This window comes from Paenirhodobacter sp. (genome assembly GCF_050177655.1).
In the GTDB taxonomy this organism is placed as follows: domain Bacteria; phylum Pseudomonadota; class Alphaproteobacteria; order Rhodobacterales; family Rhodobacteraceae; genus Rhodobacter.
In genome coordinates, this window is sequence record NZ_JBFXGV010000001.1 from 12,672 (window position 1) to 36,862 (window position 24,191).

General features: G+C 67.3%; 24 protein-coding genes. 10 read left to right on the forward strand and 14 right to left on the reverse strand.

Annotated features, from left to right (window positions below):
* Nucleotides 1–2 precede the first annotated feature (2 nt).
* A complete protein-coding gene (locus AB7U46_RS00070) occupies nt 3–839 on the reverse strand; it encodes a methyltransferase domain-containing protein (protein ID WP_428334881.1) in 837 nt (278 codons plus the stop codon).
* A gap of 34 nt (nt 840–873) precedes the next feature.
* On the opposite strand from AB7U46_RS00070, the gene AB7U46_RS00075 reads away from it, so the two are divergent.
* The 4 genes from AB7U46_RS00075 to AB7U46_RS00090 are packed head-to-tail and all read left to right on the forward strand — an operon-like array spanning nt 874 to nt 3,192.
* Nucleotides 874–1,617 (forward strand): double zinc ribbon domain-containing protein, encoded by a 744-nt coding sequence (locus AB7U46_RS00075; protein WP_428335075.1) that lies wholly within the window; start codon nt 874–876, stop codon nt 1,615–1,617.
* A 34-nt stretch (nt 1,618–1,651) separates the two neighbouring features.
* The gene (grxC, locus tag AB7U46_RS00080) at nt 1,652–1,909 is read left to right on the forward strand and encodes a glutaredoxin 3 (protein ID WP_428334882.1); all 258 of its coding nucleotides are present in this window, start codon (nt 1,652–1,654) and stop codon (nt 1,907–1,909) included.
* Nucleotides 1,910–1,912: 3 nt separating this feature from the next.
* Entirely contained in the window at nt 1,913–2,755 is an 843-nt protein-coding gene (locus tag AB7U46_RS00085) for a carbon-nitrogen hydrolase family protein (protein ID WP_428334883.1), read from the forward strand.
* Entirely contained in the window at nt 2,752–3,192 is a 441-nt protein-coding gene (locus AB7U46_RS00090; protein ID WP_428334884.1) for a MarR family winged helix-turn-helix transcriptional regulator, read from the forward strand. The genes AB7U46_RS00085 and AB7U46_RS00090 overlap by 4 nt, the downstream gene beginning before the upstream one ends.
* Before the next feature lie 109 nt (nt 3,193–3,301).
* Here AB7U46_RS00090 and AB7U46_RS00095 read toward each other — a convergent pair whose 3' ends face one another.
* From AB7U46_RS00095 to AB7U46_RS00105, 3 genes are all read right to left on the reverse strand, one after another.
* Nucleotides 3,302–4,405 carry a site-specific DNA-methyltransferase gene (locus AB7U46_RS00095; protein ID WP_428334885.1) on the reverse strand — a complete coding sequence of 368 codons (1,104 nt, stop codon included), beginning with the start codon at nt 4,403–4,405 and terminating at the stop codon, nt 3,302–3,304.
* A gap of 119 nt (nt 4,406–4,524) precedes the next feature.
* Nucleotides 4,525–5,160: a ribonuclease HII gene (locus AB7U46_RS00100; protein WP_428334886.1), complete on the reverse strand. Its 636-nt coding sequence runs from the start codon at nt 5,158–5,160 to the stop codon at nt 4,525–4,527.
* Nucleotides 5,161–5,249: 89 nt separating this feature from the next.
* Complete coding sequence (locus AB7U46_RS00105; protein WP_428334887.1) at nt 5,250–5,729, reverse strand: hypothetical protein; 480 nt, start codon at nt 5,727–5,729, stop codon at nt 5,250–5,252.
* A 171-nt stretch (nt 5,730–5,900) separates the two neighbouring features.
* On the opposite strand from AB7U46_RS00105, the gene AB7U46_RS00110 reads away from it, so the two are divergent.
* From AB7U46_RS00110 to AB7U46_RS00125, 4 genes are all read left to right on the forward strand, one after another.
* On the forward strand, nt 5,901–6,179 hold the full coding sequence (locus AB7U46_RS00110) for a hypothetical protein (RefSeq protein WP_428334888.1): 279 nt from the start codon (nt 5,901–5,903) through the stop codon (nt 6,177–6,179).
* A complete protein-coding gene (locus AB7U46_RS00115) occupies nt 6,151–6,855 on the forward strand; it encodes a winged helix-turn-helix domain-containing protein (RefSeq protein ID WP_428334889.1) in 705 nt (234 codons plus the stop codon). Before AB7U46_RS00110 ends, AB7U46_RS00115 begins: the two co-directional genes overlap by 29 nt.
* 66 nt (nt 6,856–6,921) lie before the next feature.
* Nucleotides 6,922–8,016: a carboxynorspermidine decarboxylase gene (locus AB7U46_RS00120; protein ID WP_428334890.1), complete on the forward strand. Its 1,095-nt coding sequence runs from the start codon at nt 6,922–6,924 to the stop codon at nt 8,014–8,016.
* A gap of 49 nt (nt 8,017–8,065) precedes the next feature.
* Nucleotides 8,066–9,301, forward strand: coding sequence for a saccharopine dehydrogenase NADP-binding domain-containing protein (locus AB7U46_RS00125; RefSeq protein ID WP_428334891.1), 1,236 nt, complete (start codon nt 8,066–8,068; stop codon nt 9,299–9,301).
* A gap of 126 nt (nt 9,302–9,427) precedes the next feature.
* Here the strand turns inward: AB7U46_RS00125 and lpdA are convergent, their stop codons facing one another.
* From lpdA to AB7U46_RS00175, 10 genes are all read right to left on the reverse strand, one after another.
* On the reverse strand, nt 9,428–10,819 hold the full coding sequence (gene lpdA, locus AB7U46_RS00130; RefSeq protein ID WP_428334892.1) for a dihydrolipoyl dehydrogenase: 1,392 nt from the start codon (nt 10,817–10,819) through the stop codon (nt 9,428–9,430).
* A gap of 13 nt (nt 10,820–10,832) precedes the next feature.
* Complete coding sequence (locus AB7U46_RS00135) at nt 10,833–12,044, reverse strand: dihydrolipoamide acetyltransferase family protein (RefSeq protein WP_428334893.1); 1,212 nt, start codon at nt 12,042–12,044, stop codon at nt 10,833–10,835.
* A 26-nt stretch (nt 12,045–12,070) separates the two neighbouring features.
* The gene (locus tag AB7U46_RS00140) at nt 12,071–14,260 is read right to left on the reverse strand and encodes an alpha-ketoacid dehydrogenase subunit alpha/beta (protein ID WP_428334894.1); all 2,190 of its coding nucleotides are present in this window, start codon (nt 14,258–14,260) and stop codon (nt 12,071–12,073) included.
* 50 nt (nt 14,261–14,310) lie between these two features.
* A complete protein-coding gene (locus tag AB7U46_RS00145; RefSeq protein ID WP_428334895.1) occupies nt 14,311–15,102 on the reverse strand; it encodes an SDR family NAD(P)-dependent oxidoreductase in 792 nt (263 codons plus the stop codon).
* A 1-nt stretch (nt 15,103) separates the two neighbouring features.
* Nucleotides 15,104–15,649 (reverse strand): VOC family protein, encoded by a 546-nt coding sequence (locus AB7U46_RS00150; protein WP_428334896.1) that lies wholly within the window; start codon nt 15,647–15,649, stop codon nt 15,104–15,106.
* A 10-nt stretch (nt 15,650–15,659) separates the two neighbouring features.
* Nucleotides 15,660–17,174 carry a sugar ABC transporter ATP-binding protein gene (locus AB7U46_RS00155; RefSeq protein WP_428334897.1) on the reverse strand — a complete coding sequence of 505 codons (1,515 nt, stop codon included), beginning with the start codon at nt 17,172–17,174 and terminating at the stop codon, nt 15,660–15,662.
* Nucleotides 17,171–18,295, reverse strand: coding sequence for an SMP-30/gluconolactonase/LRE family protein (locus AB7U46_RS00160; protein WP_428334898.1), 1,125 nt, complete (start codon nt 18,293–18,295; stop codon nt 17,171–17,173). The genes AB7U46_RS00155 and AB7U46_RS00160 overlap by 4 nt, the downstream gene beginning before the upstream one ends.
* Nucleotides 18,296–18,298: 3 nt before the next feature.
* On the reverse strand, nt 18,299–20,428 hold the full coding sequence (locus AB7U46_RS00165) for an ABC transporter permease (protein ID WP_428334899.1): 2,130 nt from the start codon (nt 20,426–20,428) through the stop codon (nt 18,299–18,301).
* Nucleotides 20,429–20,529: 101 nt separating this feature from the next.
* Nucleotides 20,530–21,543, reverse strand: a complete 1,014-nt coding sequence (locus AB7U46_RS00170; RefSeq protein WP_428334900.1) for a sugar ABC transporter substrate-binding protein — start codon at nt 21,541–21,543, stop codon at nt 20,530–20,532.
* 40 nt (nt 21,544–21,583) lie between these two features.
* The gene (locus AB7U46_RS00175) at nt 21,584–22,576 is read right to left on the reverse strand and encodes an ABC transporter permease (protein ID WP_428334901.1); all 993 of its coding nucleotides are present in this window, start codon (nt 22,574–22,576) and stop codon (nt 21,584–21,586) included.
* A gap of 199 nt (nt 22,577–22,775) precedes the next feature.
* Here AB7U46_RS00175 and AB7U46_RS00180 point away from each other — a divergent pair, with 199 nt between their 5' ends.
* Nucleotides 22,776–23,450 carry a GntR family transcriptional regulator gene (locus AB7U46_RS00180; protein ID WP_428334902.1) on the forward strand — a complete coding sequence of 225 codons (675 nt, stop codon included), beginning with the start codon at nt 22,776–22,778 and terminating at the stop codon, nt 23,448–23,450.
* Between the two features lies 1 nt (nt 23,451).
* On the forward strand, nt 23,452–24,186 hold the full coding sequence (locus AB7U46_RS00185) for an SDR family NAD(P)-dependent oxidoreductase (protein ID WP_428334903.1): 735 nt from the start codon (nt 23,452–23,454) through the stop codon (nt 24,184–24,186).
* The last annotated feature ends 5 nt before the right edge of the window (nt 24,187–24,191 follow it).

Below are 24,191 nucleotides of genomic sequence, written 5' to 3' on the forward strand. Positions count from 1 at the left end.
CCCTATTCCTGCACCTTTTGCCCCGCAGAACATTCGCAGGTGCCCAGCGCCTCGGCGAGCGAATGCGTCGCGGAACCGGGGCGAAGGGGTTTCTGCTGGCTCTCGTGCGGCTTCCATCCGGTAAGCCAGACCATGTCGAAAGTCGCCCGCACCCGCCCGTCGGGTTCGGAGAAATTCTCCGCATAGCGCGCCACCGCCTCGGCGAGCACTGCGCGGCGGGTGAAATGACGCGCGCGCGCGGAAAGCGCATTGCCCTCCCCCATCGCGCGCAGATCGGCGAGCAGGCGCAGCGGATCGGCATAGGTCACCTTGCGACTCACCACATCGGCCACCGGCAGCGCGAGCCCCGCGCGCTGCAACAGCGCACCGAGATCACGGATCTCGCCCATCGGCAGCACCCGCGGGCTGAGCCCGCCGGTCACCGCGATCTCCGCCTCGGCGAGCACCGCGCGCAGCTCGGCGAGCGTCTGGCCGCCGAACATCACCGCCACGAAAAGCCCGTCGGGGCGCAGCGCGCGCGCCGCCTGCACGATCTGGCCCACCGGGTCATTCGCCCAATGCAGGCACATCGCATGGACGACGAGATCATGCGCCCCCTCCTCGAGATCGAGGAGATCGTCATCCGCCACCACCCTGGCCCCGGGCAGGACCGGCAGCCACGGATCGGGAAAATTCGTCACGAGGGCGGGGTTCGTAAACCTTCTGTTAACCTCGTTCAGTCTTTCCTCGAGTTCGATCGCCGCATCCTCGTGCAGGAACAGGGCGGGTTCGGTGGCTTTTGCGCGGCTCCGATGGCGGAGCAGCGCGTCTCGGTCGGTCAGGCGGGGTGGAGTGCTCATGATGGGGCTGGACCTTACGGCGCTTCGCGGGGCGATGCTAGCGGGGATCCGCAGCTCGACCGCCGGCCTCGTGCAGACCGTCTTCCCGCCGCGCTGCATCGCCTGCGGCGAGGCGGTGAGCAGCGATTTCGGCCTTTGCGGCGCCTGCTGGCGCGACACCCAGTTCATCGCCGGGCTCGCCTGCGAATGTTGCGGCGCACCGCTGCCGGGCGATGGCGCGGGGGAGGGCGCCCAGCGCTGCGACGACTGCCTTGCGCAACCGCGCAACTGGTCGCGCGGGCGGGCGACCTTCGTCTATGGCGGGGCCGGGCGGCAGATGGTGCTCGCGCTCAAACATGGCGACCGGCTCGATCTCGTCGGGCCGATGGGGCAATGGCTCGCGCAGACCGCCGCGCCCCTGCTCGAACCGGGGATGGTGATCGCGCCGATCCCGTTGCACCGGCTGCGCCTGATCAAGCGCAAGTTCAACCAGTCCGCGCTGCTCTCGCAGCAGGTGGCGAAACGCGCCGGGCTCGCGCATATCCCCGACCTCTTCGAGCGCCCTCGCGCGACGCCGAGCCAGGAGGGCCGCTCGCGCGAGGAGCGCTTTGCCAATCTCGAGGGGGCGATCCGCATCACCCCGCGCCGGGCGGAGGCGCTCCGGGGGCGTGATCTGCTGATCGTCGACGACGTGATGACCTCGGGGGCGACCTTCGCCGCGGCGACGGAGGCGGCGCTGGCCGCCGGGGCGCGCCGCGTCAATGTGCTTGCGCTGGCGCGCGTTGCGAAAGGTGCCTAAATCCCTGTAAAGTCGCCGGACGAAAGGGATCACCATGAAACGCGTCGAGATCTATACCACCCGCACCTGCCCCTATTGCATCGCCGCGAAGGCGCTGCTGTCCCGCAAGGGCGTTGCCTTCGAGGAAACCGACGTCGGTGCCGACCCGGCGCAGCGGCAGGCGATGATGGCGCGCGCGAACGGGCGCCGCACCGTGCCGCAGATCTTCATCGACGGGGTCGGCGTCGGCGGCTGCGACGATATCCACGCGCTCGACGCGGCGGGCAAGCTTGACGCGATGTTGGCTGACTGACCGATGAAAACGGCTCTGGTTCAGCTCAATGTCAGCGACGATCCGGCCCGCAACCTGCCGGTGACCGAGGCCTTCATCCGCGAGGCGGCGGGCGCGGGGGCGGGCTTCGTGCTCACCCCCGAATGCACCAATCTGCTGTCCTCGGACCGGGGCTGGCAGAACGAGGTTCTCTGCCTCGAGGAAGACGATCCGACGCTGGCCGAGCTGCGCGCGCTGACCGACGAGCTTGGCATCTGGCTGCTGATCGGCTCGCTCGGGCTGAAGACGGGCGACGCCGACGGCCGCTTTGCCAACCGTTCCTTCCTGATCGGGCCGAAGGGGCAGATCGTCGCGCGGTATGACAAGATCCACATGTTCGACGTCGACGTGTCGGAGACCGAGAAATACCGCGAATCGGAGGGCTATCGCCCCGGCGCGCGGGCGGTCGTCGCCGACGCCGGTTTCGCGAAGATCGGCATGGCGGTCTGCTACGATCTGCGCTTTCCGCATCTGTTCCGGCGTCTGGCGCAGGGCGGCGCGCAGATCCTGACGCTGCCCGCGGCCTTCAACGACACCACCGGCGCCGCGCATTGGGAAAGCCTGATCCGCGCCCGCGCGATCGAGAACACGAGCTTCGTGCTCGCCCCGGCGCAATGCGGCGCGCATGCCGCGCATGGCGGGCGGCCGCGGCGGACCTGGGGGCACAGCCTCGCCGTTGCGCCCTGGGGCGAGGTGCTTGCCGACGGCGGCTCCGACCCCGGGGTGACGCTCGTCGAGATCGACCTTGCGCGCGTGGCGAAGGCCCGTGCGCGGGTGCCCTCGCTCTTGCATGACCGGGAGTTCACGGGCCCCGGGGAGGCGGAATGAACGACGGGTCCGACGCCATCGCCGCCGCGCTTTTCGCCGAGGTCTTCATGGCCGATCAGCTTGCGCGCAACGTGGTGAGCCGGGCGCTGCCGAAGGGGATGGAGATCTCGCATTTCTCCGTCCTCAACCACCTCGCGCATTTCGGCGAGGAGCGCACCCCGGCGCAGCTTGCCGCGACCTTCCACGTCACCCGCGGCGCGATGACAAACACGCTCTCGAAGCTGGAATGGGCGGGGCATATCCATATCCGCCCCGACTGGGACGACGCGCGGCGCAAATTCGTCTCGATCTCGCCGGCGGGGCGGCAGGCGCGCGATGCGGCGCTGGCGGGCTTCATGCCGGTGATCGCCGATATCGTGCGCACGATCGGGCCGGAAAAGGTGCGCACGGCCCTGCCGATCCTGCGCGAATTACGCGCGCTTCTCGAAACGAGCTGAGCCCCTCACGTCTCCACCAAGGCGAACGGAAAAGACCCCGCCGAGCGAACGGCGGGGCAAGGTCGTGCCCGGGGCGGACCCAGGCACCGGCGGTAACCGTGTTATCGGATCAGTTCATCTCGGCGCGGATCTGCTGGCGCAGGAGGTCGATCGGCACGAGTTTCCCCTCGCGCTTGAAATGCCAGTAGGTCCAGCCGTTGCAGCTCGGCGCGCCTTCGAGATGGGCGCCCACCTGGTGGATCGAGCCCTTCACGTCATTGCCGACGAGCGTGCCATCGGCGCGCACCTTGGCCTTGAAGCGGTTGCCGATGGAGTAAAGCTCCTCGCCCGGGCGCAGCATGCCGCGTTCGACCAGCTGGCCGAAGGGCACGCGCGGCTCGGCGCGTTTCGAGGTGGTCGTCTCGAGCGCTTCCTTGTCGAACTTGCGCACCTTCTCGAGGCGCTTGCGCGCGGCGAGGCGATAGGTCTCCTCGCGCTCGATGCCGATGTAGTCGCGGCCGAGCATCTTGGCCACCGCACCCGTGGTGCCGGTGCCGAAGAACGGGTCGAGCACGACATCGCCCGGGTTCGTCGTGCCAAGGATGATGCGGTGAAGCAGCGCCTCGGGCTTTTGCGTCGGATGCGCCTTTTCGCCGGCGTCGTCCTTCAGCCGCTCATTGCCGGTGCAGATCGGCAGCACCCAGTCGGAGCGCATCTGCACGCCCTCGTTCAGCGCCTTCAGTGCCTCATAGTTGAAGGTGTATTTCGCCCCCTCCCCCTTCGAGGCCCAGATCAGCGTCTCATGCGCGTTGGTCAGCCGCTTGCCGCGGAAGTTCGGCATCGGGTTCGACTTGCGCCAGACCACGTCGTTGAGGATCCAGTAACCCTGGTTCTGCAGCTCGGCGCCGAGGCGGAAGACGTTGTGATAGGAACCGATCACCCAGATCGCGCCATTCGGCTTGAGGATCCGGCGCGCGGCGGCAAGCCAGTCGCGGGTGAACTGGTCGTAATGGTCGAAGGAGCCGAACTGGTCCCACGCGTCGTCGACGGCATCGACCTTGGAATTGTCGGGGCGGTGCAGATCCCCGCGCAGCTGCAGGTTATAGGGCGGGTCGGCAAAGATCAGATCGACGCTTGCCTCCGGCAAGGCGTTCATCACTTCGATGCAGTCGCCTGCAAGTATCTGGTTGAGCGGCAAGGCCGGCTGCGGCCCCCGCGTCGTGGTCTTTGTCATCACTGCCTCGTTCTGCCCGGTTCTGCCCGCTGAGGGGTGCCCGATTGCTGCCGGCTTGTGCCGATCTCGTGAGGTCAAACATGAGTCAAAGGCGATTCGCCGTCAAATTCTTTTTTGAATCAAGCACTTACAGATTTGTCTTGGCACAAGATATTGTGCACGGGCTTGAATGAACGCCTATGAACGGGGGTCACACCAAGATTTAGGAGCGCCTCCAGATGATCCCTTGTCGGGTATCCGGCGTTCTTCTCCCAGCCATAGCCGGGGTATTGTTGCGCCAAATCCACCATCAGCGCATCGCGCGCCTCTTTCGCCAGGATCGAGGCCGCCGCGATCGAGACGGAACGCCCGTCGCCCTTCACCAGCGCCTCCGCCGAAAGGCCGAGATCGCGCGGCAGGCGGTTGCCATCGACAAGCACATGATCGGGCGCAAGCCGCAGCCCGGCCACGGCACGGCACATCGCAAGATGGCTGGCCCGCAGGATATTCAGCGCGTCGATCTCCTCGACCGTGGCATGGGCGACGCACCAGTCGGCGCAGGCCATGATCTCGGCGGCCAGTTCGGCGCGCCGCTTCGCGCTGAGCTTTTTCGAATCGTTCAGCCCGGCGGGGATGCGCGCGGGGTCGAGCACCACTGCCGCCGCCGTGACCGGGCCACAGAGCGGACCGCGGCCGACCTCATCGGTGCCGGCCACGCGCAAAAGGCCGCGCGCCTGCGCCGCCAGCTCGAAGGAATAATCAGGGGACTGTGTCATCCCTTTTCTCTGCCCGCTCCGGCCCCCTGCCGCAATGAAAAAGGGCGGGATTGCCCCCGCCCTTCCCTGCCCGTTCGGGCCTGCCCCCTTCAATAGCGGCTGATCCGATAGCCCCGGTCCTCGAGGCAGTTGCGGCCATAGACGCGCTCGCGCCGACCGTAGTCGGTGATCAGGTCGAAGGCGCAGGCGCGCGGCAGATCGGCGCGGCGCATCTCGCGCTCGGCGCAGCTGGCGGAGACAACCTGCCGACGCCCGTTCGCGGTGCGCACGTCGATCAGGCAGCGGTTCGGCACCTCGAGGCGCGAGTCGCGGCGCCAGTCGTCGCGATGGTCATCGTGGCGCCAGGGATCGCGCGGCGGCACCGGAGTGATCGTCTGCACCTTCTTCTTGCTGTTCTCCTTGTCGAGTTCATGGAGCAGCACGGCGGCGGCACCGATGCCGAGAATCCAGCCGAGCGTCTGATCGTTGCTGCGCGCGGCGGCCGGGGTCGCCCCCAGCGTGAGGCTGCCCAGCGCGAGGGCGGCCGCGGTGGTGGCGGCGGTGAGGCGGGTACGGAGCGAGCCGGTCATGGCGGTTTCCTTTGCTGAGGCGGTGGGCGGGGCCCGATGCATTTCGATGAGGCCACCCTCGCCCCGGCCCCTTCCGCCACGCAATAACAGCCCCCTGTTATCCGATAGCAGGCCCCGCAACTCCTTTTGGCTATTGCATAACATCGCGCGCCCGCGCAGCCTCGGGGCATGATGAAACATGCGCTCCTCGCCCTTGCCCTTCTGGCCGCCGCCCCGGCGCAGGCCCAGTGTTTCGCCGATTACAAGGCGAAGCAGGACAACCCGCTGCGCCTGCATTATGGCGTCGCGCAGATCCCCGACAATGCCTGCACGAAACAGGCGGCTGCCCGCGCATTGGCCCCACGCCTTGCACGCGGTGGCTGGACGCTTCTGAACATCGTCTCCATTTTCGGGCCCGAAGGACTCGACAAAAGGAAAGCCAGTGCCGGACAATTCTTCCTCCGTTACTGAGGGGCTGCGGGCGGGATCGCGCGCGGCGCTCTGGGGCGTTGTCGCGATCACGGCGATCCTCGGGCTGGCGGCGGCGCTTCTGTTCCTGGCGCTGCCCGATGCCGGGGCGTTCAACGACCGGGTCGAGCAGATCTTCGTGCAGAACGACGCACTGACCGATCCGACGCAGCTGCGCCTGCTCGAAGTGCTCGGCCAGTCGGGTACCGCCTTTGCCGAGGTGCTCTCCTCCTATCGGATCATCATCTTCATCCTGCTCGTCTTTGCCACTGCGCTGATGGTGGCGGCGCTGGTGCTTTTGCTCACCGTCGTCGGGCTCAACCGGCGAATGACCGAAATCGTCCGCTCCGGCATCGAGGTGCAAAGCCTGCGGATCCTGCGCGGCGAGAATGCTGTGATGCTGAACGACATGGCCTTCTCCCTCACCCCCGCCGCGATCGAGACGCTCGCCGTGCTGGCCGAGGCGCGGATGGATGACGAGATCCTCACCGGTGCGCAGATCGAGGCGGTGATCTCGGGCAAGGCGGAGGCCGATTGCGACGAGGCCGCCGGCGCCACCCGCATCAAGCGGTTGCGCGATGCGCTTGGCAATGCGCTCGTCTCCGAACTCCTCGTCAGGAATATTTCACGCAAGGGTTACACTCTGGCGGTAGCGAAGGACGCGCTGCGCGTGGACTGAGTTTCCCTTGCGATCAAGGGGCGGGGGGCCTATATCGCGGCTTCACTTTGCCGCTTGGGGGGGCACATGATCCCGACACCCTTCTACCTGATCGACGAAGCGCGTCTCCTCGAGAACATGCGCAAGATCGCCGCCCTGCGCGAGGCCTCCGGGGCGAAGGCGCTTCTGGCGCTGAAATGCTTCGCAACCTGGTCCGCCTTCGACATCATGCGCCCGTATATGGACGGCACGACCTCGTCCTCGCTCTTCGAGCTGCGGCTCGGGCGCGAGAAGTTCGGCAAGGAGACCCACGCCTATTCCGTCGCCTGGTCGGATCGCGAGATCGACGAGGCCTGCGGCTATGCCGACAAGATCATCTTCAACACCGTGGGCCAGCTCACCCGCTTCGAGGCACAATCGGCGGGCATCAAGCGCGGCGTGCGGCTGAACCCGCGGTTCTCGACCTCCGGCTTCGACCTCGCCGACCCGGCGCGGCCGTTCTCGCGGCTGGGCGAATGGGATGTGACCAAACTCCTTGGCATCGCCGATCTGATCTCCGGCGTGATGATCCATTACAATTGCGAGAACCGCGATTTCGATCTCTTCGACATGCAGCTCGGCCGGATCGAGGCGGAATTCGCGCCGCTTCTGGAAAAGCTCGATTGGGTCAGCCTTGGCGGTGGCATCCACTTCACCGGCGCGGAGTACCCGATCGAGGAACTGGCCGCGCGGCTCAAGGCGTTTTCCGAGCGTTTCGGCGTGCAGGTCTATCTCGAACCCGGCGAGGCCTCGATCACCCAATCGACCACGCTCGAGGTTTCTGTTCTCGATCTTCTGGAAAACGAGAAACAGATCGCCATCGTCGACAGCTCGATCGAGGCGCATATGCTCGACCTTCTGATTTATCGGGAATCTGCGAAACTCCCGCAGGACGGCGATTTTCCCTATCAGATCGCGGGGAAAAGCTGCCTTGCCGGCGACATCTTCGGCGAGGCGCGCTTTCCCGCGCCGCTGCAGATCGGCGACCGCATTTCCGTGCGCGACGCCGCCGGCTACACGATGGTCAAGAAGAACTGGTTCAACGGCGTCAATATGCCCTCGATCGCGATCCGCCGCGCCGATGGCACGGTCGAGCTGATCCGCGAATTCACCTATGAGGATTACGCCTCCTCATTGTCCTGAGGGGCCGAGACGCCCCCCTTCCCCTTGCTCGTGAAAGGAGCCAGCTGAAGTGAAAAAGAACGTGCTCATCATCGGTGCCGGCGGTGTGGCGCAAGTGGTCGCCCACAAATGCGCGCAGTCGAACGACATCCTGGGTGACCTGCACATCGCCTCGCGCACGAAGGCGAAATGCGACGCGATCATTGCCTCGGTCCACGCGAAGGGCGCGATGAAAGTGCCGGGCACGTTCGAGGGACATGCCGTCGACGCGATGGACAGCACTGCCGTCGCCGCGCTGATCCGCAAGACCGGCGTCGAGATCGTCATCAACGTCGGCTCCTCCTTCGTCAACATGACGGTGATGGATGCCTGCATCGAGACGGGTGTCGCCTATATCGACACCGCGATCCACGAAGACCCGGCGAAGATCTGCGAGACGCCGCCGTGGTATGGCAATTACGAGTGGAAGAAGCGCGATCTCTGCGCCGAGAAGGGCGTGACCGCGATCCTCGGCGCCGGCTTCGACCCGGGCGTGGTGAACGCCTATGTGCGTTTCGCCGCCGACGAATATCTCGACACCGTCACCGCGATCGACATCGTCGACATCAACGCGGGCTCGCATGGCCGCTATTTCGCGACGAACTTCGACCCGGAGATCAACTTCCGCGAATTCACCGGCACGGTCTATTCCTGGCAGGGCGGCAAATGGCAGGAAAACGCCATGTTCGAGGTGGGCAAGGAATGGGATCTGCCCGTCGTGGGCAAGCAGAAGGCCTACCTTTCGGGTCATGACGAGGTGCATTCGCTCTCGGCCAATTATCCGCAGGCCGACGTGCGCTTCTGGATGGGCTTCGGCGATCACTACATCAACGTCTTCACCGTGCTGAAGAACCTCGGCTTGCTGTCGGAACAGCCGGTGAAAACCGCCGAGGGGCTCGAGGTCGTGCCGCTGAAACTGGTGAAGGCGGTGCTGCCCGATCCCGCGAGCCTTGCCCCGACCTACACCGGCAAGACCTGCATCGGCGATTACGTCAAGGGGCTGAAGGACGGCCAGGAGGTCGAGGTCTTCGTCTACAACGTCGCCGATCACAAGGAGGCCTATGAGGAGGTCGGTTCGCAGGGCATCTCCTACACCGCGGGCGTGCCGGCGGTGGCCGCAGCGATGATGGTGGCCGAGGGCACCTGGGACGTGCGCCGGATGGCCAATGTCGAGGAGCTGCCCGCCCGCCCCTTCCTCGAGCGTCTGGGCAAGATCGGCCTGCCGAGCCGCGTGATCGGCCCCGACGGCATCGACCGCGCGATCTGACCGCAAGCGCCCCGAAAGACCCGCTTCGGCGGGTCTTTTCCTGTGGCTGCATGCCTGTCAACGAAGTCATACCCCCGGAATCGAGCGCCCTTTTCCCGCTTACGGCAGCATGAACAGATGCTGCGGTCACATATGGATGGCCCGCCCGTAAGCGTCGAGCACCGCCTCGTGCATCATCTCGCTCAGCGTCGGATGCGGGAAGACAGTCTGCATCAGGTCTTCCTCGGTCGTCTCGAGCTGGCGCCCGACGACATAGCCCTGAATGAGCTCGGTCACCTCGGCGCCGACCATATGCGCGCCCAAAAGCTCGCCGGTCTTCGCGTCGAACACCGTCTTCACCAGCCCCTCGGGCTCGCCCAAGGCAATCGCCTTGCCATTGCCGATGAAGGGGAAGCGACCGACCTTGACGTCATAGCCCGCCTCCTTCGCCTTCGCCTCGGTCATCCCCACCGAGGCGACCTGCGGATGGCAATAGGTGCAGCCGGCGATCGAGCCCGGCTTGATCGGATGGGCGTGCTTGCCCGCGATCAGCTCGGCCACCATCACCCCCTCGTGCGACGCCTTATGCGCGAGCCAGGGCGCGCCGGCGATGTCGCCGATCGCGTAAAGCCCCGCCACCCCGGTGCGGCAGAATGCGTCGACCACCACATGGGTGCGGTCGATCTTCACGCCAAGCGCCTCGAGGCCCAGCCCCTCGACATTGCCGACGATGCCGACGGCCGAGATCACCGTGTCGAATTCCGCGGTGGTGGTGCCCTTGGCATCCTCGAGATGCGCGACGACCTTGCCCGGCTTGCGGTCAAGTTTCTTCACCGTGGTCTTTTCGAGGATCTTCATCCCCTGCTTCACGAAGGCCTTCTTGGCGAAGGCGGAGATCTCCGCATCCTCGACCGGCAGCACCCGATCCATCACCTCGACGACCGTCGTCTCGGCGCCGAGCGTGTTGAAGAAGCTCGCAAATTCGATGCCGATCGCACCCGAGCCGATCACGAGGAGTTTCTTCGGCATGCGCTTCGGCACCAGCGCGTGCTTGTAGCTCCAGACGAGATCGCCGTCCGCCTCGAGCCCCGGAAGCGTGCGCGCCCGCGCGCCGGTGGCGAGGACGATCGCCTTCGCAGTAAGCTCCTCGCTGCCCTTTTCGGTCTTCACCGAGACGAGGCCGGGTTTCGGCAGCGTGGCCTCGCCCATCACCACGGTGACCTTGTTCTTCTTCAAAAGATGGGCGACGCCGCCGGACAGCTGCTTCGCCACCCCGCGCGAACGCGCCACGACCGCGTCGAGGTCATAGCCGAGGCCCTCGGCCTTCAGCCCGAATTCCTTCGCGCGATGCATCAGGTGGAAGACCTCGGCCGAGCGCAGGAGCGCCTTGGTCGGGATGCAGCCCCAGTTCAGGCAGATGCCCCCCAGATGCTCGCGTTCGACGACGGCGACCTTCAGCCCCAGCTGCGCGCCCCGGATCGCGGCGACATAGCCCCCGGGCCCCGCGCCGATCACGATCATGTCGAAGCTTTGAGACATCCTATGCCCTCCCTCAGAGCAGCAGGCCGAGCGGCTGCTCGATCCCCACCTTGATCGCGGCGAGCAGTTCGGCGCCAAGCGCGCCGTCGACCGAGCGGTGATCGACCGAAAGGGTCAGGCTCATCACCTCGGCCAGCACGATCTGCTCACCCCGCCCGACCGGGCGGCGCTCCGCCGCGCCGACCGCGAGGATGCAGCTTTGCGGCGGGTTGATGATCGCGGAGAAGCTCTTCACCCCATACATGCCGAGATTGGAGACCGAGAAGCCGCCGCCCTGATATTCCTCGGGTTTCAGCCGCCCCGCACGGGCCCGGGCGGCGAGTGCGCGCATCTCGCCCGACAGCGTGCCGAGGCTCATCCGGTCGGCGCCGCGCAGGATCGGCGTCATCAGCCCGCCTTCGGTCGCGACCGCGACCGAGATGTCGACGTCATGAAGCTGCAGGATCTCCGCGCCATTCCAGATCACATTCGCCGCAGGCACTGCGCGCAGGGCCAGCGCGGCCGCCTTGACGATCAGGTCGTTGACCGAGATCCGCGTATCGGCGGCGCGCCCCTCGTTGAGCTGCGCGCGCAGGGCCAGCAGCGCGTCGATCTCGCAATCGGACGAAAGATAGAAATGCGGGATCCGCTGTTTCGCCTCGACGAGGCGGCGCGCGATGGTGCGGCGCATGGTCGAGACCGGCAGCACCTCATGCGCGCCGATCCCCGCGGGGATGTCCTGCACCCCCGCCGGAGCGACGGGCGACGGCGCCACCGCGGGGGAGGCGGCGCGCAGCCGTTCGACGTCGATCTTCACGATACGCCCCTTCGGGCCGCTGCCCTGCGCCCCGGCAAGGTCCAGCCCCGCCTGTGCCGCCATCCGCCGTGCAAGCGGCGAGGCCGGGTGACGCCGCTCGCCCGGCAGGTCCGGCACGGGCGGGTGCGGGGCGGGCGCCTGCTCGGCCGATGCCGGGGCTGCGGGCGGAGCGGCCTCGGGCAGCGCCTCACCCTCGGCCAGAAGGAGCGCCAGCACAGCACCCACATCGGCCCGCTGGCCCGTGGCGACGTTCAGCCGCCCGACGACCCCCGCCTCCGCGGCCTCGAGTTCCATCGTCGCCTTGTCGGTCTCGACTTCCGCCAGCACCTGACCCGGCTCCACCCGGTCCCCCGGATGCACCAGCCATTTCGCGATCACCGCATCTTCCATCCCCGCCGAAAGCGAAGGCAGCACAATCTCGGTCGTCATTCTCTGTCTCCCCGGTTCACCGCGCGTCACTGCGCCAGCGGCAGGCCCTGACCCGCCATCGCCGCCGCGATCCCCGCCGCGACATCTGCCGGGCGCGCGCAGGCCGCCGTCTCGAGCGCCTTCGAGATCGAGGGCGAGGCCTCGCCCCCGGTCACCCGCAGCACCGGCTGGTCGAGCCAGTCGAACAGCCGGCGTTGCACCTCGTCGGCGAGCATCCCGCCATAGGAGGTGCCGAGCGCACCTTGCTCGACGATCAGCACGTTGTTGGTCTTGCGCACCGAGGCCTCGATCGTCTCCCAGTCGAGACCGGCCCGGTCGAGCGAGCGCAGATCCACGATCTCGGCATCGACGCCGAGCTCCTCGACGACCGCGCGGGTCTTTTCCACCATCGCCAGATAGGTGAGGATCGTCAGCTTCGTGCCCGGGCGCACCACTTTCGCCCGGCCGAGCGGAATGCAGTAATCCAGATCGCCGACCGGGGCCGGGCCTTTGGAATTGTAAAGATCGACATGTTCGATCACCAGCACCGGGTCGTCGCACATCAGCGCGGAATTCATCAGCCCGACATAGTCATAAGGCGTCGAGGGGGCGACGATGCGCCAGCCGGGCGCGGTGGCGAAGATCCCCGCCGGGTCCATCGAATGCTGTGAGCCATAGCCCGTACCCATCGCCACCTTGGTGCGCAGCACGAGCGGCATCGGGCTTTCGCCGCCGAACATGTGGCGGAACTTGCCGATCTGGTTGAAGACCTGATCCGCCGCGACCCACATGAAATCGGGATACATGAACTCGATCACCGGGCGCACCCGGCCGTCGGCCGCCATCCCGGCCGCGACGCCGGTGAAGGCGTTCTCCGAGATCGGCGTGCCGAGGCAGCGGTCGGGATAGGCCTGCGACAGCCCCCGGGTCGCGCCATTGGTGCCGCCCTTCAGCCGGTGCACGTCCTCGCCCATCACCACGATACGCTCATCCGTGGCCATCCGGCGTTCCATAACATCCGCGACGAGGTCGATGAATTTCGCGCCCTGGGCGATCTCGCCGGGGAAGGCCTGCTGCTCGAGGTAGCGCGCCCCCGCCATCTCCGACAGATCGCCGCGCAGCCCGTAGTCGCGGAAGCTTTCCTCCGGCCAGAGCGCGGGGATGATCCGCCTGCGCCCCTCGGCGGTCTCGATCAGCTCGGCCGCGACCTCCTCCATCAGCGCCACCGACCGCTCACGCAGCCCGGCGATGCCCGCGTCGCCGAGGATCTGCCGCCCGGCGAGCAGCCGGCCCAGCGCCTCGATCGGGTCGCGAGCGCGCCATTCGGCCTCCTCCTCCTTCGTGCGATAGCCGAAGGCGGAGCCGGGCAACGCGCCATTCTGGTGAAAATAGCGGTAGAGATCGGCCTCGATGATCACCGGCCCCTCGCCCGCGCGCAGGATCCGGTTCGCCTCCTGCGCGGCCAGATAGACCGCGAGCGCATCCATCCCGTCGACCTTGAGCGCGGGAATGCCGAAGGCGAGGCCACGCGCCGAAAGCCGCGTCTCGGCGGTGACCTCCTCGACATGGGTCGAGACGGCATAGCGGTTGTTCTCGATGAAGAAGCAGATCGGCAGTTTCCAGGCGGCGGCGAGGTTCATCGTCTCGAGAACCGAGCCGATATTCGTCGCGCCGTCGCCGAAATAGCTGTAGACGACCGCCCCGCGGCCCGCGCGCCGATGCGCCCAGGCCGCGCCCGCCGCCATCGGCACGCCGCCGCCGACGATCGCATTGGTGCCGAGATTGCCCGCCTCCGCCCAGCGCAGGTGCATCGAACCGCCGCGCCCCTTGCAAAAGCCCTGCGCGAGACCGAGGATCTCGGCGAGGGTCTTCTTCGCGAGATCGCGGATCTGCGGCTCGAAGGGCTGTTCCGGGTCGATCCCCGTCTGCGCGACATGGGCGAGCGCCTTGGCGAGGAACTGGTGATGCGCCCGGTGCGAGCCGTTCACCTCGTCGCCCGGCCGCATCGCGAGGGCCGAGCCGACCGCCCCGCCCTCCTGCCCGATCGCGGAATGCGCCGGGCCATGCACGAGCCCCTGCGCCGCGAGATCGAGCACCTTTTCCTCGAAGGCGCGGATCAGCGCCATCTGGGCAAGCATCGTGCGTCCGGTCTTCGGATCGAGGGCGGCGGCATCCTGCGCGGTGACGCGCAATTCGCGCCAGGGGGCGGCGGGGCTGAGGTCGATGAAGTCAGGCATGATGTCCTCGGAAAACGATCGGGGGCAAACGAACGGGCCGCTGGCGCGGCTCAGAGATAGCCGTAGGCCGACCAGCCGCCGTCGGCGACGAGGGTCTGGCCGGTGATATAGGCGGCGGCGTCGGAGGCGAGGAACAGCGCAGCGGCCGCCATCTCCCCGGGCGTGCCGAGACGTCCGGCGGGCACCCGCGCGCGCAGCGCCTCGAGATCGAGCCGCCCCTCGGCCGCCATCCGGCCGGTCAGCGCGGTCTCGACATAGCCCGGGCCGATCGCGTTCACCCGGATCCCCTGCGCCGCCCATTCGATCGCGAGCACCTTGGTCAGCGCCACCACCCCGGCCTTGGCGGCGCAATAGGCGGCCCGCTCGGGCGCGGCGACCACGCCATACATCGAGGCGGTGTTGACGATCACCCCGCCGCCCTGCTCCGCCATGATCCGCCCCGCGGCCTGCGCCACGAGGAAGACCCCGGTCAGGTTGACGTCGATCGCCCGGCGCCAGAGCGCGGGGGCAAGATCGAGCGAGGGATGGTTCGCCCCGATGCCGGCGTTGTTCATCACGATGTCGAGCCGCCCGGTGAGCGCGCGGGCCGCGGCACAGGCGCGGGCCACGTCGACCTCGTCGGCGACGGAGCCGGCGCAGGCGGCAGCGCGCACGCCATGCGCCGCGGAAAGCTCCTCTGCCAGCGCGCGGCTGCCGGCATCGTCGAGATCGAACAGCACGAGATCGGCACCGGCGCGGGCGAGGGCCTCGGCCATCGCGCGGCCAAGGCCGCTTGCGGCGCCGGTCACGAGCGCGGTGCGTCCGCGGAAGTCCTGGGTCGGAAGATCGGAAGCTCTGGTCATGTCATGCCTCGGGATGGGCCGGATGCCACAGATGGCGCGCGGCGGTTTTTTCGTAGGCCTTGCCGCCCGGGAAGCTGACGAGTTCGCACTGCATTCCCCAGGGGGTCAGGAAATAGATCCAGCTTTGTCCGCCGCTCGGCCCCTCGGTGCGGAAGACCGGCGTGCCGCAGATCGTGACGCCGCTGTCGCGCAGATGCGCGAGGGCCGCGTCGAAATCGTCGACGTAGAAGGCGAGGTGATGGCCGCCGATGTCGCTGTTGCGCGGGGGGCGGGTCACCTGATCGGGGGCCTCGTACTGGAACACCTCGAAATTGCTGCCATGGCCACAGCGCAGCAGCGCGAGCCGGCGCATCACCGTGCGCGGATCGACGTTCAGCTGCACCGCCATCCAGTCGTCGTCGGAGCGGAAGGGGCCAAGCTCGTAGATCTTCTCGCAGCCGATCACCCGGCAGAAGAAATCCACCGCCTGATCGAGGTCGGGCACGGTGAAGCCGATGTGATCGGTGCCGCGCAGCCCGGGCATGCCGGAGGGAACGGGTCTCGTCATCACCGCCCCCTCAGTGGATCGCCGCGAAGAGGATCTTGTCCTCCGTCGCCTCGGCCGCGGACATTTCCTCGACGATGCGCCCCGCGCGGGCGACGAGGATGCGGTCGGACACCGCGAGGATCTCGGGCAGGTAGGAGGAGATCACCACCACCGCCTTTCCCTCGGCCGCCAGCTCGCGGATCGCCGCGTGGATCTGCGGGATCGCGCCGACGTCGACACCGCGCGTCGGCTCGTCGAAGAAGATGATCGAGGGCTCCTGCACCAGCGCCTTGGCGACCACGACCTTCTGCTGATTGCCACCGGAATATTCGATGATCTTCAGGCTGCGGCGCAGTGCGGCGATGTTGAGCTTCTTCACCCAGAGATCGGCGACGCGCTTGCGCTCGGCGCGCGAGAACAGGAAGCTGAAACCCCCGGGCCGCGTCAGCTTGCCGAGATAGATGTTGTCGTCGACATTCATCGTCTCGAAGAAACCGTTCAGCTTGCGGTCCTCGGTGATGTAGACGATGCCGTCGCGGATCGCCTGGCGCGGCACGTCGTAGCGCACCGGCCTGCCGCGCAGATAGACCATGCCGCCGCGCAGGAAGTTGCGCTTGAGCGCGCCCGAGACGATCTTCGCCGCCTCGGTCCGGCCCGAGCCGACGAGCCCCGCGATCCCCACAACCTCGCCCGCGAAGGCCGAGAAGGACATGTTCTTCACGATCGAGCCCATCGTCACATTCTCGACCGAAAGCACCTTTTCGCGCCGGTGCCCCGGGGCGTGATGGGCGATGCGCGCCTCGGCCGCGGCGACCTCGCGCCCGACCATCAGCTTCACCACCCCCTCGCGGTCGAGCTCCTGCGCCGGGCAGGTGCGGATCAGCTTGCCGTCGCGCAACACGGTGATCCGGTCGGCCAGCTGCAGCGCCTCCTCGAGCGCGTGGCTGATGAAGACGATCCCCACCCCGCTCTCGCGCAGCCGCCGCATCAGGTGGAAGAGATACTGGATCTCCTCCGGGGTGAGGCTCGCGGTCGGCTCGTCGAAGATGATGACGCGGGCATCGTGCAGCACGGCGCGCGCGATCTCGACCATCTGCCGTTTCGCGGTGCCGAGCTGTTCGATCAGCGCCAGCGGATCGACGTCGAAGTTGAGCGATTGCAACGCCTGCTGCGCGGCGATGTTGATGCCACGGTAACGGGTGAAGAGCTTCTCCATGCCGAGCTGCATGTTCTGCGCCACGGTCATCGAGGGCACGAGGCTCGTCTCCTGATAGACCATCGCCACCCCGGCGGCGAGCGCATCGCCCGGTGCGGTGAAGTCCACCGGCTTGCCGTCGATCAGGTAGCTGCCCGAGCTGAGCTGAACCGCCCCCGACAGGATCTTCGACAATGTCGACTTGCCCGCGCCGTTCTCGCCGAGCAGGGCGTGGATCTCGCCCGGACGGACGTCGAAATCGACACCGTCGAGCGCATGCACCCCGCCATAGACCTTGGTCGCGCCACGCAGCGCGACGATCGCCTGTTCCGTCCGGTTCTCCTCGGTCATGCGGCGTCCTCCCTCAGCCAGGTTTCGGTTTGCGGCAGCTCGACGATCACGCCCTCGCCCTTCGAGAGCGCGAAGACGCGGCCGCCGGCGCTGCGCAGCGCGGTGATGCCGTGGAACGGCCCGCCGACACGGCTGTGCCAGCTCGCCACCCCTTCGCCCTGCGCGTCGAACAGCGCGGCGAGCCCGTAGGAGCGCGGCGGCGCCCAGGCCTTCTCGATGCCGAGCTTCTTGATGCCGCCAAGCTGCGTCGGCGCCAGATGCGCCATGCGCGAATTCAGCGCCGGACCGATCCAGAGATCGCGCGGCACCTCCGCCATCATCCGCTCGCAAAAGGCGCGTTCGGAGAGGACGAATTCCGTGAGCTCCGTGCGCAGCGCGAAGAAGCTCATCCAGAAGCCCGCGCCCTGCGCCACGATGCGCCCCGGGTAGCCGGTGAAATTGCGCGTGAGGAGCCGCCGCGTGCCGCGCGCGAGATCGAGCGACCAGAGCCGGTGCGTCCAGGCCTCGCTGAACCACAGCTGCCCGCCGTCGGCGCTGACGCAGACCCCCGCGGGCCAGGCGAGACCGGTGACCAGCTCCTCGCCCGTGCCGGTCGCCGGATCAAGCGCGACGATCCGGCCCGAGGGCGCACCCGCCTGCATCAGATCGGTCTTCCAGTCGCTCACGGTGTTCGTCTGCGAGGCGTCGGCGGCATAGAGGCGCCCGTCCGGCCCGGTGGCGAGCGCGGTGACGGCGTGCAGCGGCCGCCCGGCGACCTGCGCCGCCTGCCAGAGCACCCGGCCCGCGGCATCGAGCGCGAGCACCCCGCGCCCCTCGAGCGCGACGAACACCCCGCCTCCCTGGCGCGGGGCCATCGCCCCGGCCGCCGCCTCGGTCGCGGCGAAGAGGCTGCGCTCCCCCTGCGCGAGCCTCACCAGCCCTTCGGGCCCCGAGACGAGGAACCCGGGCGCGCCCTCGGCCGCGAGGACGAGGAAGTCATCCGCCCCCTCCAGCACCGGGCTCACCGGCTGCGCCTGTTCCAGCAGGCGGTTGGGCGAGAACGGACCGTCGAGCACCGGCACCGCATGCGGATCGCGGTTGGGATGAAACAGACGGTCGATGATTTCAGCGATCAGAGACATGGCTTATCCTTTCCGCCCGCTGCGGGCGTCCGTGCCCCAATAGGAGTTCCAGCCGGTCCAGCCCTCGTCGACGCCGTTCAGACGGATCCGGCCGATGCGGTTGTTCTCGAGCCCGCCGATGTAGAGCCAGCCCTTGTGCTCGCGCATCGAGGTGATCGTCGGATGCGCCTCGCTCTTCGGATCCCAGAGCGATTCCAGCACCGCACCGCTGTCGGCGAACTTGATCACCGCGCCATAGTTCAGCCCCGGGATCAGCCATTCGTCGCGCGGGATGCGCTTGACCATGCGGATGCGGAACCCGGGCGAGGCCATCGCGAGATCGTAGACCGGCGAGCGCAGACCGACGAAGGCGAGCCAGTAATTGCCGTCCGAGGAGCGGTTGATGTTGTCGGGGTAGCCCGGCAGATTGTCGATCACCACCTCGGTCCGGCCGGTCTTCGGCCCCGCGATCCAGTAGCGGAAGACCTTGCACAGCCAGGTCGAGCAGAACAGGATCGACTGGCCGTCATGCGCCACGCAGACGCCGTTCGGGAAGGCAATGTCCTTCAGGATCGTGCGCGTGGTGCCGGTGGCCGGATCGTGGCAGATCAGCCGCCCGTTGCCGCGCCCCTCGAACCCGTCGAGCGCCCAGTTCTGCAGGTCGTAGCGGATCGTCGCCTCGGAGAAGTAGATCTTCCCGTCGGGCGCGATGTCGAGGTCGTCGGCGAGCGAGAGCCGCGAGTCGTCCTTGATCGAGAGCCAGCTGCGGTTCGTCTCGTCGGTGACCTTGTAGACCCGGCGCTCGGGGGTGACGCCATAGACCCCCATGCCGGCGACGCAGACGATCAGGTTCTCGTCGCGGTCGAAGGCCATGCCGAGCGGGCGCCCGCCGATCCGGGCGAACTCCTCGCGGGTGCCGAAATCCGGCCCCGAGAAGCGGATGATCGAGCCGTTGCGGGTCACCGCGTAAAGCCGGTCCTGACGGTCGAGGATCACGTCCTCGGGCCCCTCGATCTGGTTCAGGCCGATGGTCTCGACCTCCTGCAGCCGGTCGTTCGCGGCGAAGGGGGTGCCGCTGTCGGCGGCGATCGAGGGCGCGGGGGTGAAATCGACCCAGGTCGGGCTGACATAGACCTTCTGGGTGATCTTGGCCTTGTTCTTGGCCCATTTCACGTTGAAGCCCATCGCGACGAGCAGCACCAGACCGACGGTGGCCGAGGTCAGGCTGCCATGCACGCCCGATTGCACCAGCCCGTTCACGGTGAGGAAGATCGCGATCGCGCCCATCGCGGCCCGCGCGATCGAGCCGCGCCCGCCGTTGAGGCTGATGCCGCCGAGCACCACCGCGGCGAGGGCGGTGATCTCCCATCCCTGGCCGACGCCGGTGCCGACGCTGTTCTGCCGCGCGGCATAGATCACCCCGGCGAAGGACGAGAGCAGGCCCGACATCAGATAGGCGGAGAAGATCGCGCGGCGCACCGGGATGCCGGCATGGCGCGCGGCCTTGCGGCTCGAGCCGACGGCCATCAGATGCAGGCCCGGGCGGATCCGCGAGAGGTAGAAATGCAGCGCCACGCCGATGACGAGCAGGCTGATCGCGGCGAAGGGCAGGCCGAGGATCTTGCCGCCACCCATCATCGTCCAGAGCGGATCCTCGATCATGATCGAGGACAGCTCGACCGTGTAGCCATTGATGAGCTTGTCATAAAGCGCGCGCAGGATGATCAGCATGACCATCGTGGTCAGGAAGGGTCGGGTGCGCAGATAGGCGATCAGCAACCCGTTCACCGTGCCCGCGAATGCGCCGAAGGCCAGGGTGCCGAGGATCGCGGCGGGGATCGGCCATTCCAGCACGCCGGCCAGATAGATCGCAACGAAATTCGCCACCGCGAAAGTCGCCCCGACGGAGAGGTCGATGCCCCCGGACAGGATCGCGAGCGCCATCGCGAAGGTGACGAGCGCGATCGGTGCGAAATCGCGCAGCAGGTATTGCAGGCTGATCCAGCTCAGCTGCGAGGGCAGCGCCAGCGCGAAGGCGCCGATCACCATCAGCATCAGGACGAAGGGGACGAAGGCCTCCATCCAGCGCTTCTCGAGCAGCTCGCCGATGAGGATCTGCGGGGAATATCTGTACCAGAGTCGAGCGACGGACATGTTGGCCTCGGACAATCGGGGAGTGGGGCTCCCGGCGGGGTGCCGGGAGCGTCGTTTCGGTCTTTGCGGGGGGATGCGGGCTCAGGCCCGCGGGGGGGCGATCACTTCGTCGGGTCGTCGTAGCAGAACTTGGCGTCCTGCGGCCCGTTCACCCAATACTGGTTCGAGAAGTAGAAGAGGTTCTTCGAACCGGGGGCGTCGCCGCTTTGCAGCAGGCCGAGCACCGCGTTCACGATCGCCTGCCCCTGGATGTCGGCGCGATAGGAGAGCGCGCGGGAGAACAGCCCCTGTTCGACCAGGTTGCAGTCGCCGCGCTGCCCGTCGGAGGAGGCATAGACCCGGATCTTGCCCTCCATGCCGGCGTTTTTCACCGCCTGCGCGGCGCCCGCCGTCATCGGCCCCCAGAAGCCGTAGACCGCACAGAGATCGGGGTTCTGCTGGATCGCGGTGGTCGCCAGCTGATTGGCCTTGTTCGCGTCCCAGCTCGCCGGCTGCGACATCACCACCTTGATCGAGGGATCGGTGGAAAATACCTCCATCGCGCCCTTGAGCTGATCGACGGAGCCGGCCGCCGTGGCCTCGCCCTGGATCATCGCGACCTTGCCGGAGCCCTGGCCGCCACCACAGTCATGCACGATCTCGGTGGCGATCTGGCGGCCGATGTCGACCCAGTCGACGCCGACATAGGCGTCGCCCACCGTGTTCGAGGCCATGTTGACCTGCACCACGTAGATCCCCTGCTCCATCGCGCGCTTGAGCTCGGAGGCGAGCGCGGTGGTGGAGTTGTTCTGCACGATCAGCACATCGGGCTTTTCGTTGATCAGCGCCGTGACCGCCTGCAGCGCGACGTCGTTGTTGAAGTTCGGGTCGCGCATGGCGAACTCGATGCCGTAGCGCGCGAACTGATCCTTCATCACCGCGGTCCATTCGGATTCGAGCACGCCCATCCAGACCGGCACCCAGGCGACCTTCTTGCCCTTGATCTTCTCGTCGAAGCCCATCCGCCATTTCTCGCGGATGTTCGGCTTGCCCTCGGCGCCCGCCGGGGCGGCCGCGATCACCGCCGCGGCCAGTGCCATCCCGAGCGCGAGGCCCTTCGTCAGTTTCGATCTCATGGTTTCCTCCTCCGTTTCCGAGACCCCCTCCTCCCGGGGGTCATTCACCCTGTTTCGCGGTCTCGTCGTCCTTGCGATGCAGGAAGCTGTCGATCACGATCGCCGCGAGCAACACGACGCCCTTGCAGATGTCCTGCGTCTGGGTGTCGAGATTGAGAATGGTCATGCCGTTGAGCAGCACCCCGATCAGCAGCGCTCCGACCAGCACGCTGCCGACCGAACCGCGCCCGCCGACGAGGCTGATCCCGCCAAGCACCACGACCAGGATCACGTCGAAGATCAGCGTGCTGTCGACGACCTGCAAATGCATCAGACTGGTCGAGCCGAGCATGACGAGCCCGCCGACATAGCCGATCGCCCCCGAGACCGCATATTCGAGCATGGTCAGCGGCCGCACCGAGATCCCGGTCATCCGCGCCGCATCGGCATTGTCGCCATGCGCATAGATGAAGCGCCCGACGGTGGTATGCGACAGGAACAGATGTACGAGGAGCGCCAGCACGGCAAAGACGATCAGCGGCACCGGCAGCCCCCAGGACAGGTTTTCGCCAAGCTTGCCGACGAAGGTCTCGCCATCGTTGAGATAGACGAGCAGCTGCGGCATCACCAGGGCGCGGGTGACGCCCACGACGAGCAGCCCCGAGGCGAGCGTGGCGAACAGCGCGGGGATCTCGACATAGGCGATCATGAAGCCGTTCAGCGCCCCGATCGCGAGCGCCAGGGCAAGCCCCGCGACAAGCGCGGCCACCAGCGGCACGCCGGAGTTGAGCATCACCGCAGTGATCCCCGCCGTCGAGGCCATGATCGCGATCTGCGACAGGTCGACGCCGCGCGCGATCACCACGATCCCCATGCCGAGCGACAGGATGCCGAGGATCGAGATGCTGCGGGCGAGCGCGAAGATATTGCCAAGCGTCAGAAACGTCGGCAGCAGCACGGCGAAGATCGCGGTCGCAATCAGAATGGCGACAAGAACGATCTGTTCCTGACTGGGCGCAGCAAAACGCCGCGCCGCGGATACGGTCCGAGTCATATGTCCTCCCTCGATCCTGCGCCACCCCTCCCGGCAGCTGGATTGGATACACTATTGGCGCGCGCAAAACATATATGTCAACATTAAATGCAAAGTTCCGCGATTTTACCTCGCAAATCCGCGCAAAAGCCTTATCATTGGATACAATTGCATTTCACCTACACATTGATGTAGACAAATTCGAAAGAGGAGGAGCCGAATGTCGACATCGGGCAAAGAGCAGGACAGCGCCACGCTCAGCGCGGCGATCATGGCGGATCTGCGCAGCGCGATTCTGTCGGGCGTCTATGCCCCGGGCACGCGGATCCGGCAGGAGGAACTGGCCGAGCGCTTCGGCACCAGCCGGATCCCGGTGCGCGAGGCGCTGAAGGATCTGGAGACGCAGGGGCTCATCACGCTCGTGCCCAACAGCGGCGCCTGGATCGCGCGGATCGACCCGGCGGAATGCAACGAGATCTACAAGATCCGCGAGCGGATCGAGCCGCTCGCGCTTGGCGAAAGTATCCCGCACCTGTCGGAAGAACAGATCGACCGGCTCGCCGCCCTCGTCGACGCGATCGACGCCACGCGCGAGGTCGAGGATTTCCTCCGCCTCGACCGCGAGTTCCACCTCGAGAGCTACGCCGGCGCACAGATGCCGACGCTGCTCGCGATGATCGAGCGGTTCTGGAACACGACCCAGCACTATCGCCGCGCCTATACCCGGCTGATCGGTGGCGAGGGGCAATGGGTGATCCATTACGAGCACCGGCTGATCCTCGAGGCGATCCGCCGGCGCGATGCCGAGGAAGGCGAGCAGATGCTGCGCAGCCATATCCGCCGCACGCGCCTGCAGATCCAGGACTCGCGCGGGACAGACATCAGGGAGGACTGAGATGACCGACGGATTCGAGGGCAAGACCCTCGTCATCACCGGCGCGACCGGCGCCATCGCCTCGGCCGTCGCGCTGCAGGCCGCGGCGCAGGGGGCAAAGCTCGTGCTGGGCGACATCGGTGCGGAGGCGCTCGACGCGCTTTGCGCGCAGATCGGCGCCGGGCGTTGCGCGACGCTCGCCGGGGACGTGCGCGACCCGGAGAATGCCGCGGCGCTGGTGGCGCTGGCCCGCACGCGCTTTGGCGGCATCGACGCGCTGATCCCGGCGGCAGGCATCTACCGCGACCGCGCCTTTGCCGAGATGAGCGCGCAGGACTGGCGCGAGACGATGGAGATCAATCTCGACGCGATCTTCCATCTCATCCACACCGCCCTGCCCGCGCTGAACCCGGGCGCGGCGATCGTGAACCTGACCTCGATCGCGGCCCATCGCGGCAGCCCGCGCCATGCGCATTACGCGGCGACGAAGGGCGCGCTGCTCAGCCTGACGCGCTCCCTCGCGCAGGAGCTCGCCCCGCAGGTCCGGGTCAACGCCGTCTCCCCCGGCATCATCGAAACGCAGATGACGCGCGATCTGCTCGCCGAACGCGGCGCGGCGCTGCGGGCGGCCACCCCGCTCGCGCGATTCGGAACCGCCGAGGAGGTCGCCCAAGCGATCCTGTTCCTGGCGGGGCCGGCCGCGAGCTTCATCACCGGCGAGGTCATCCATGTGAACGGCGGCCTTTACATGGATTGACGGCG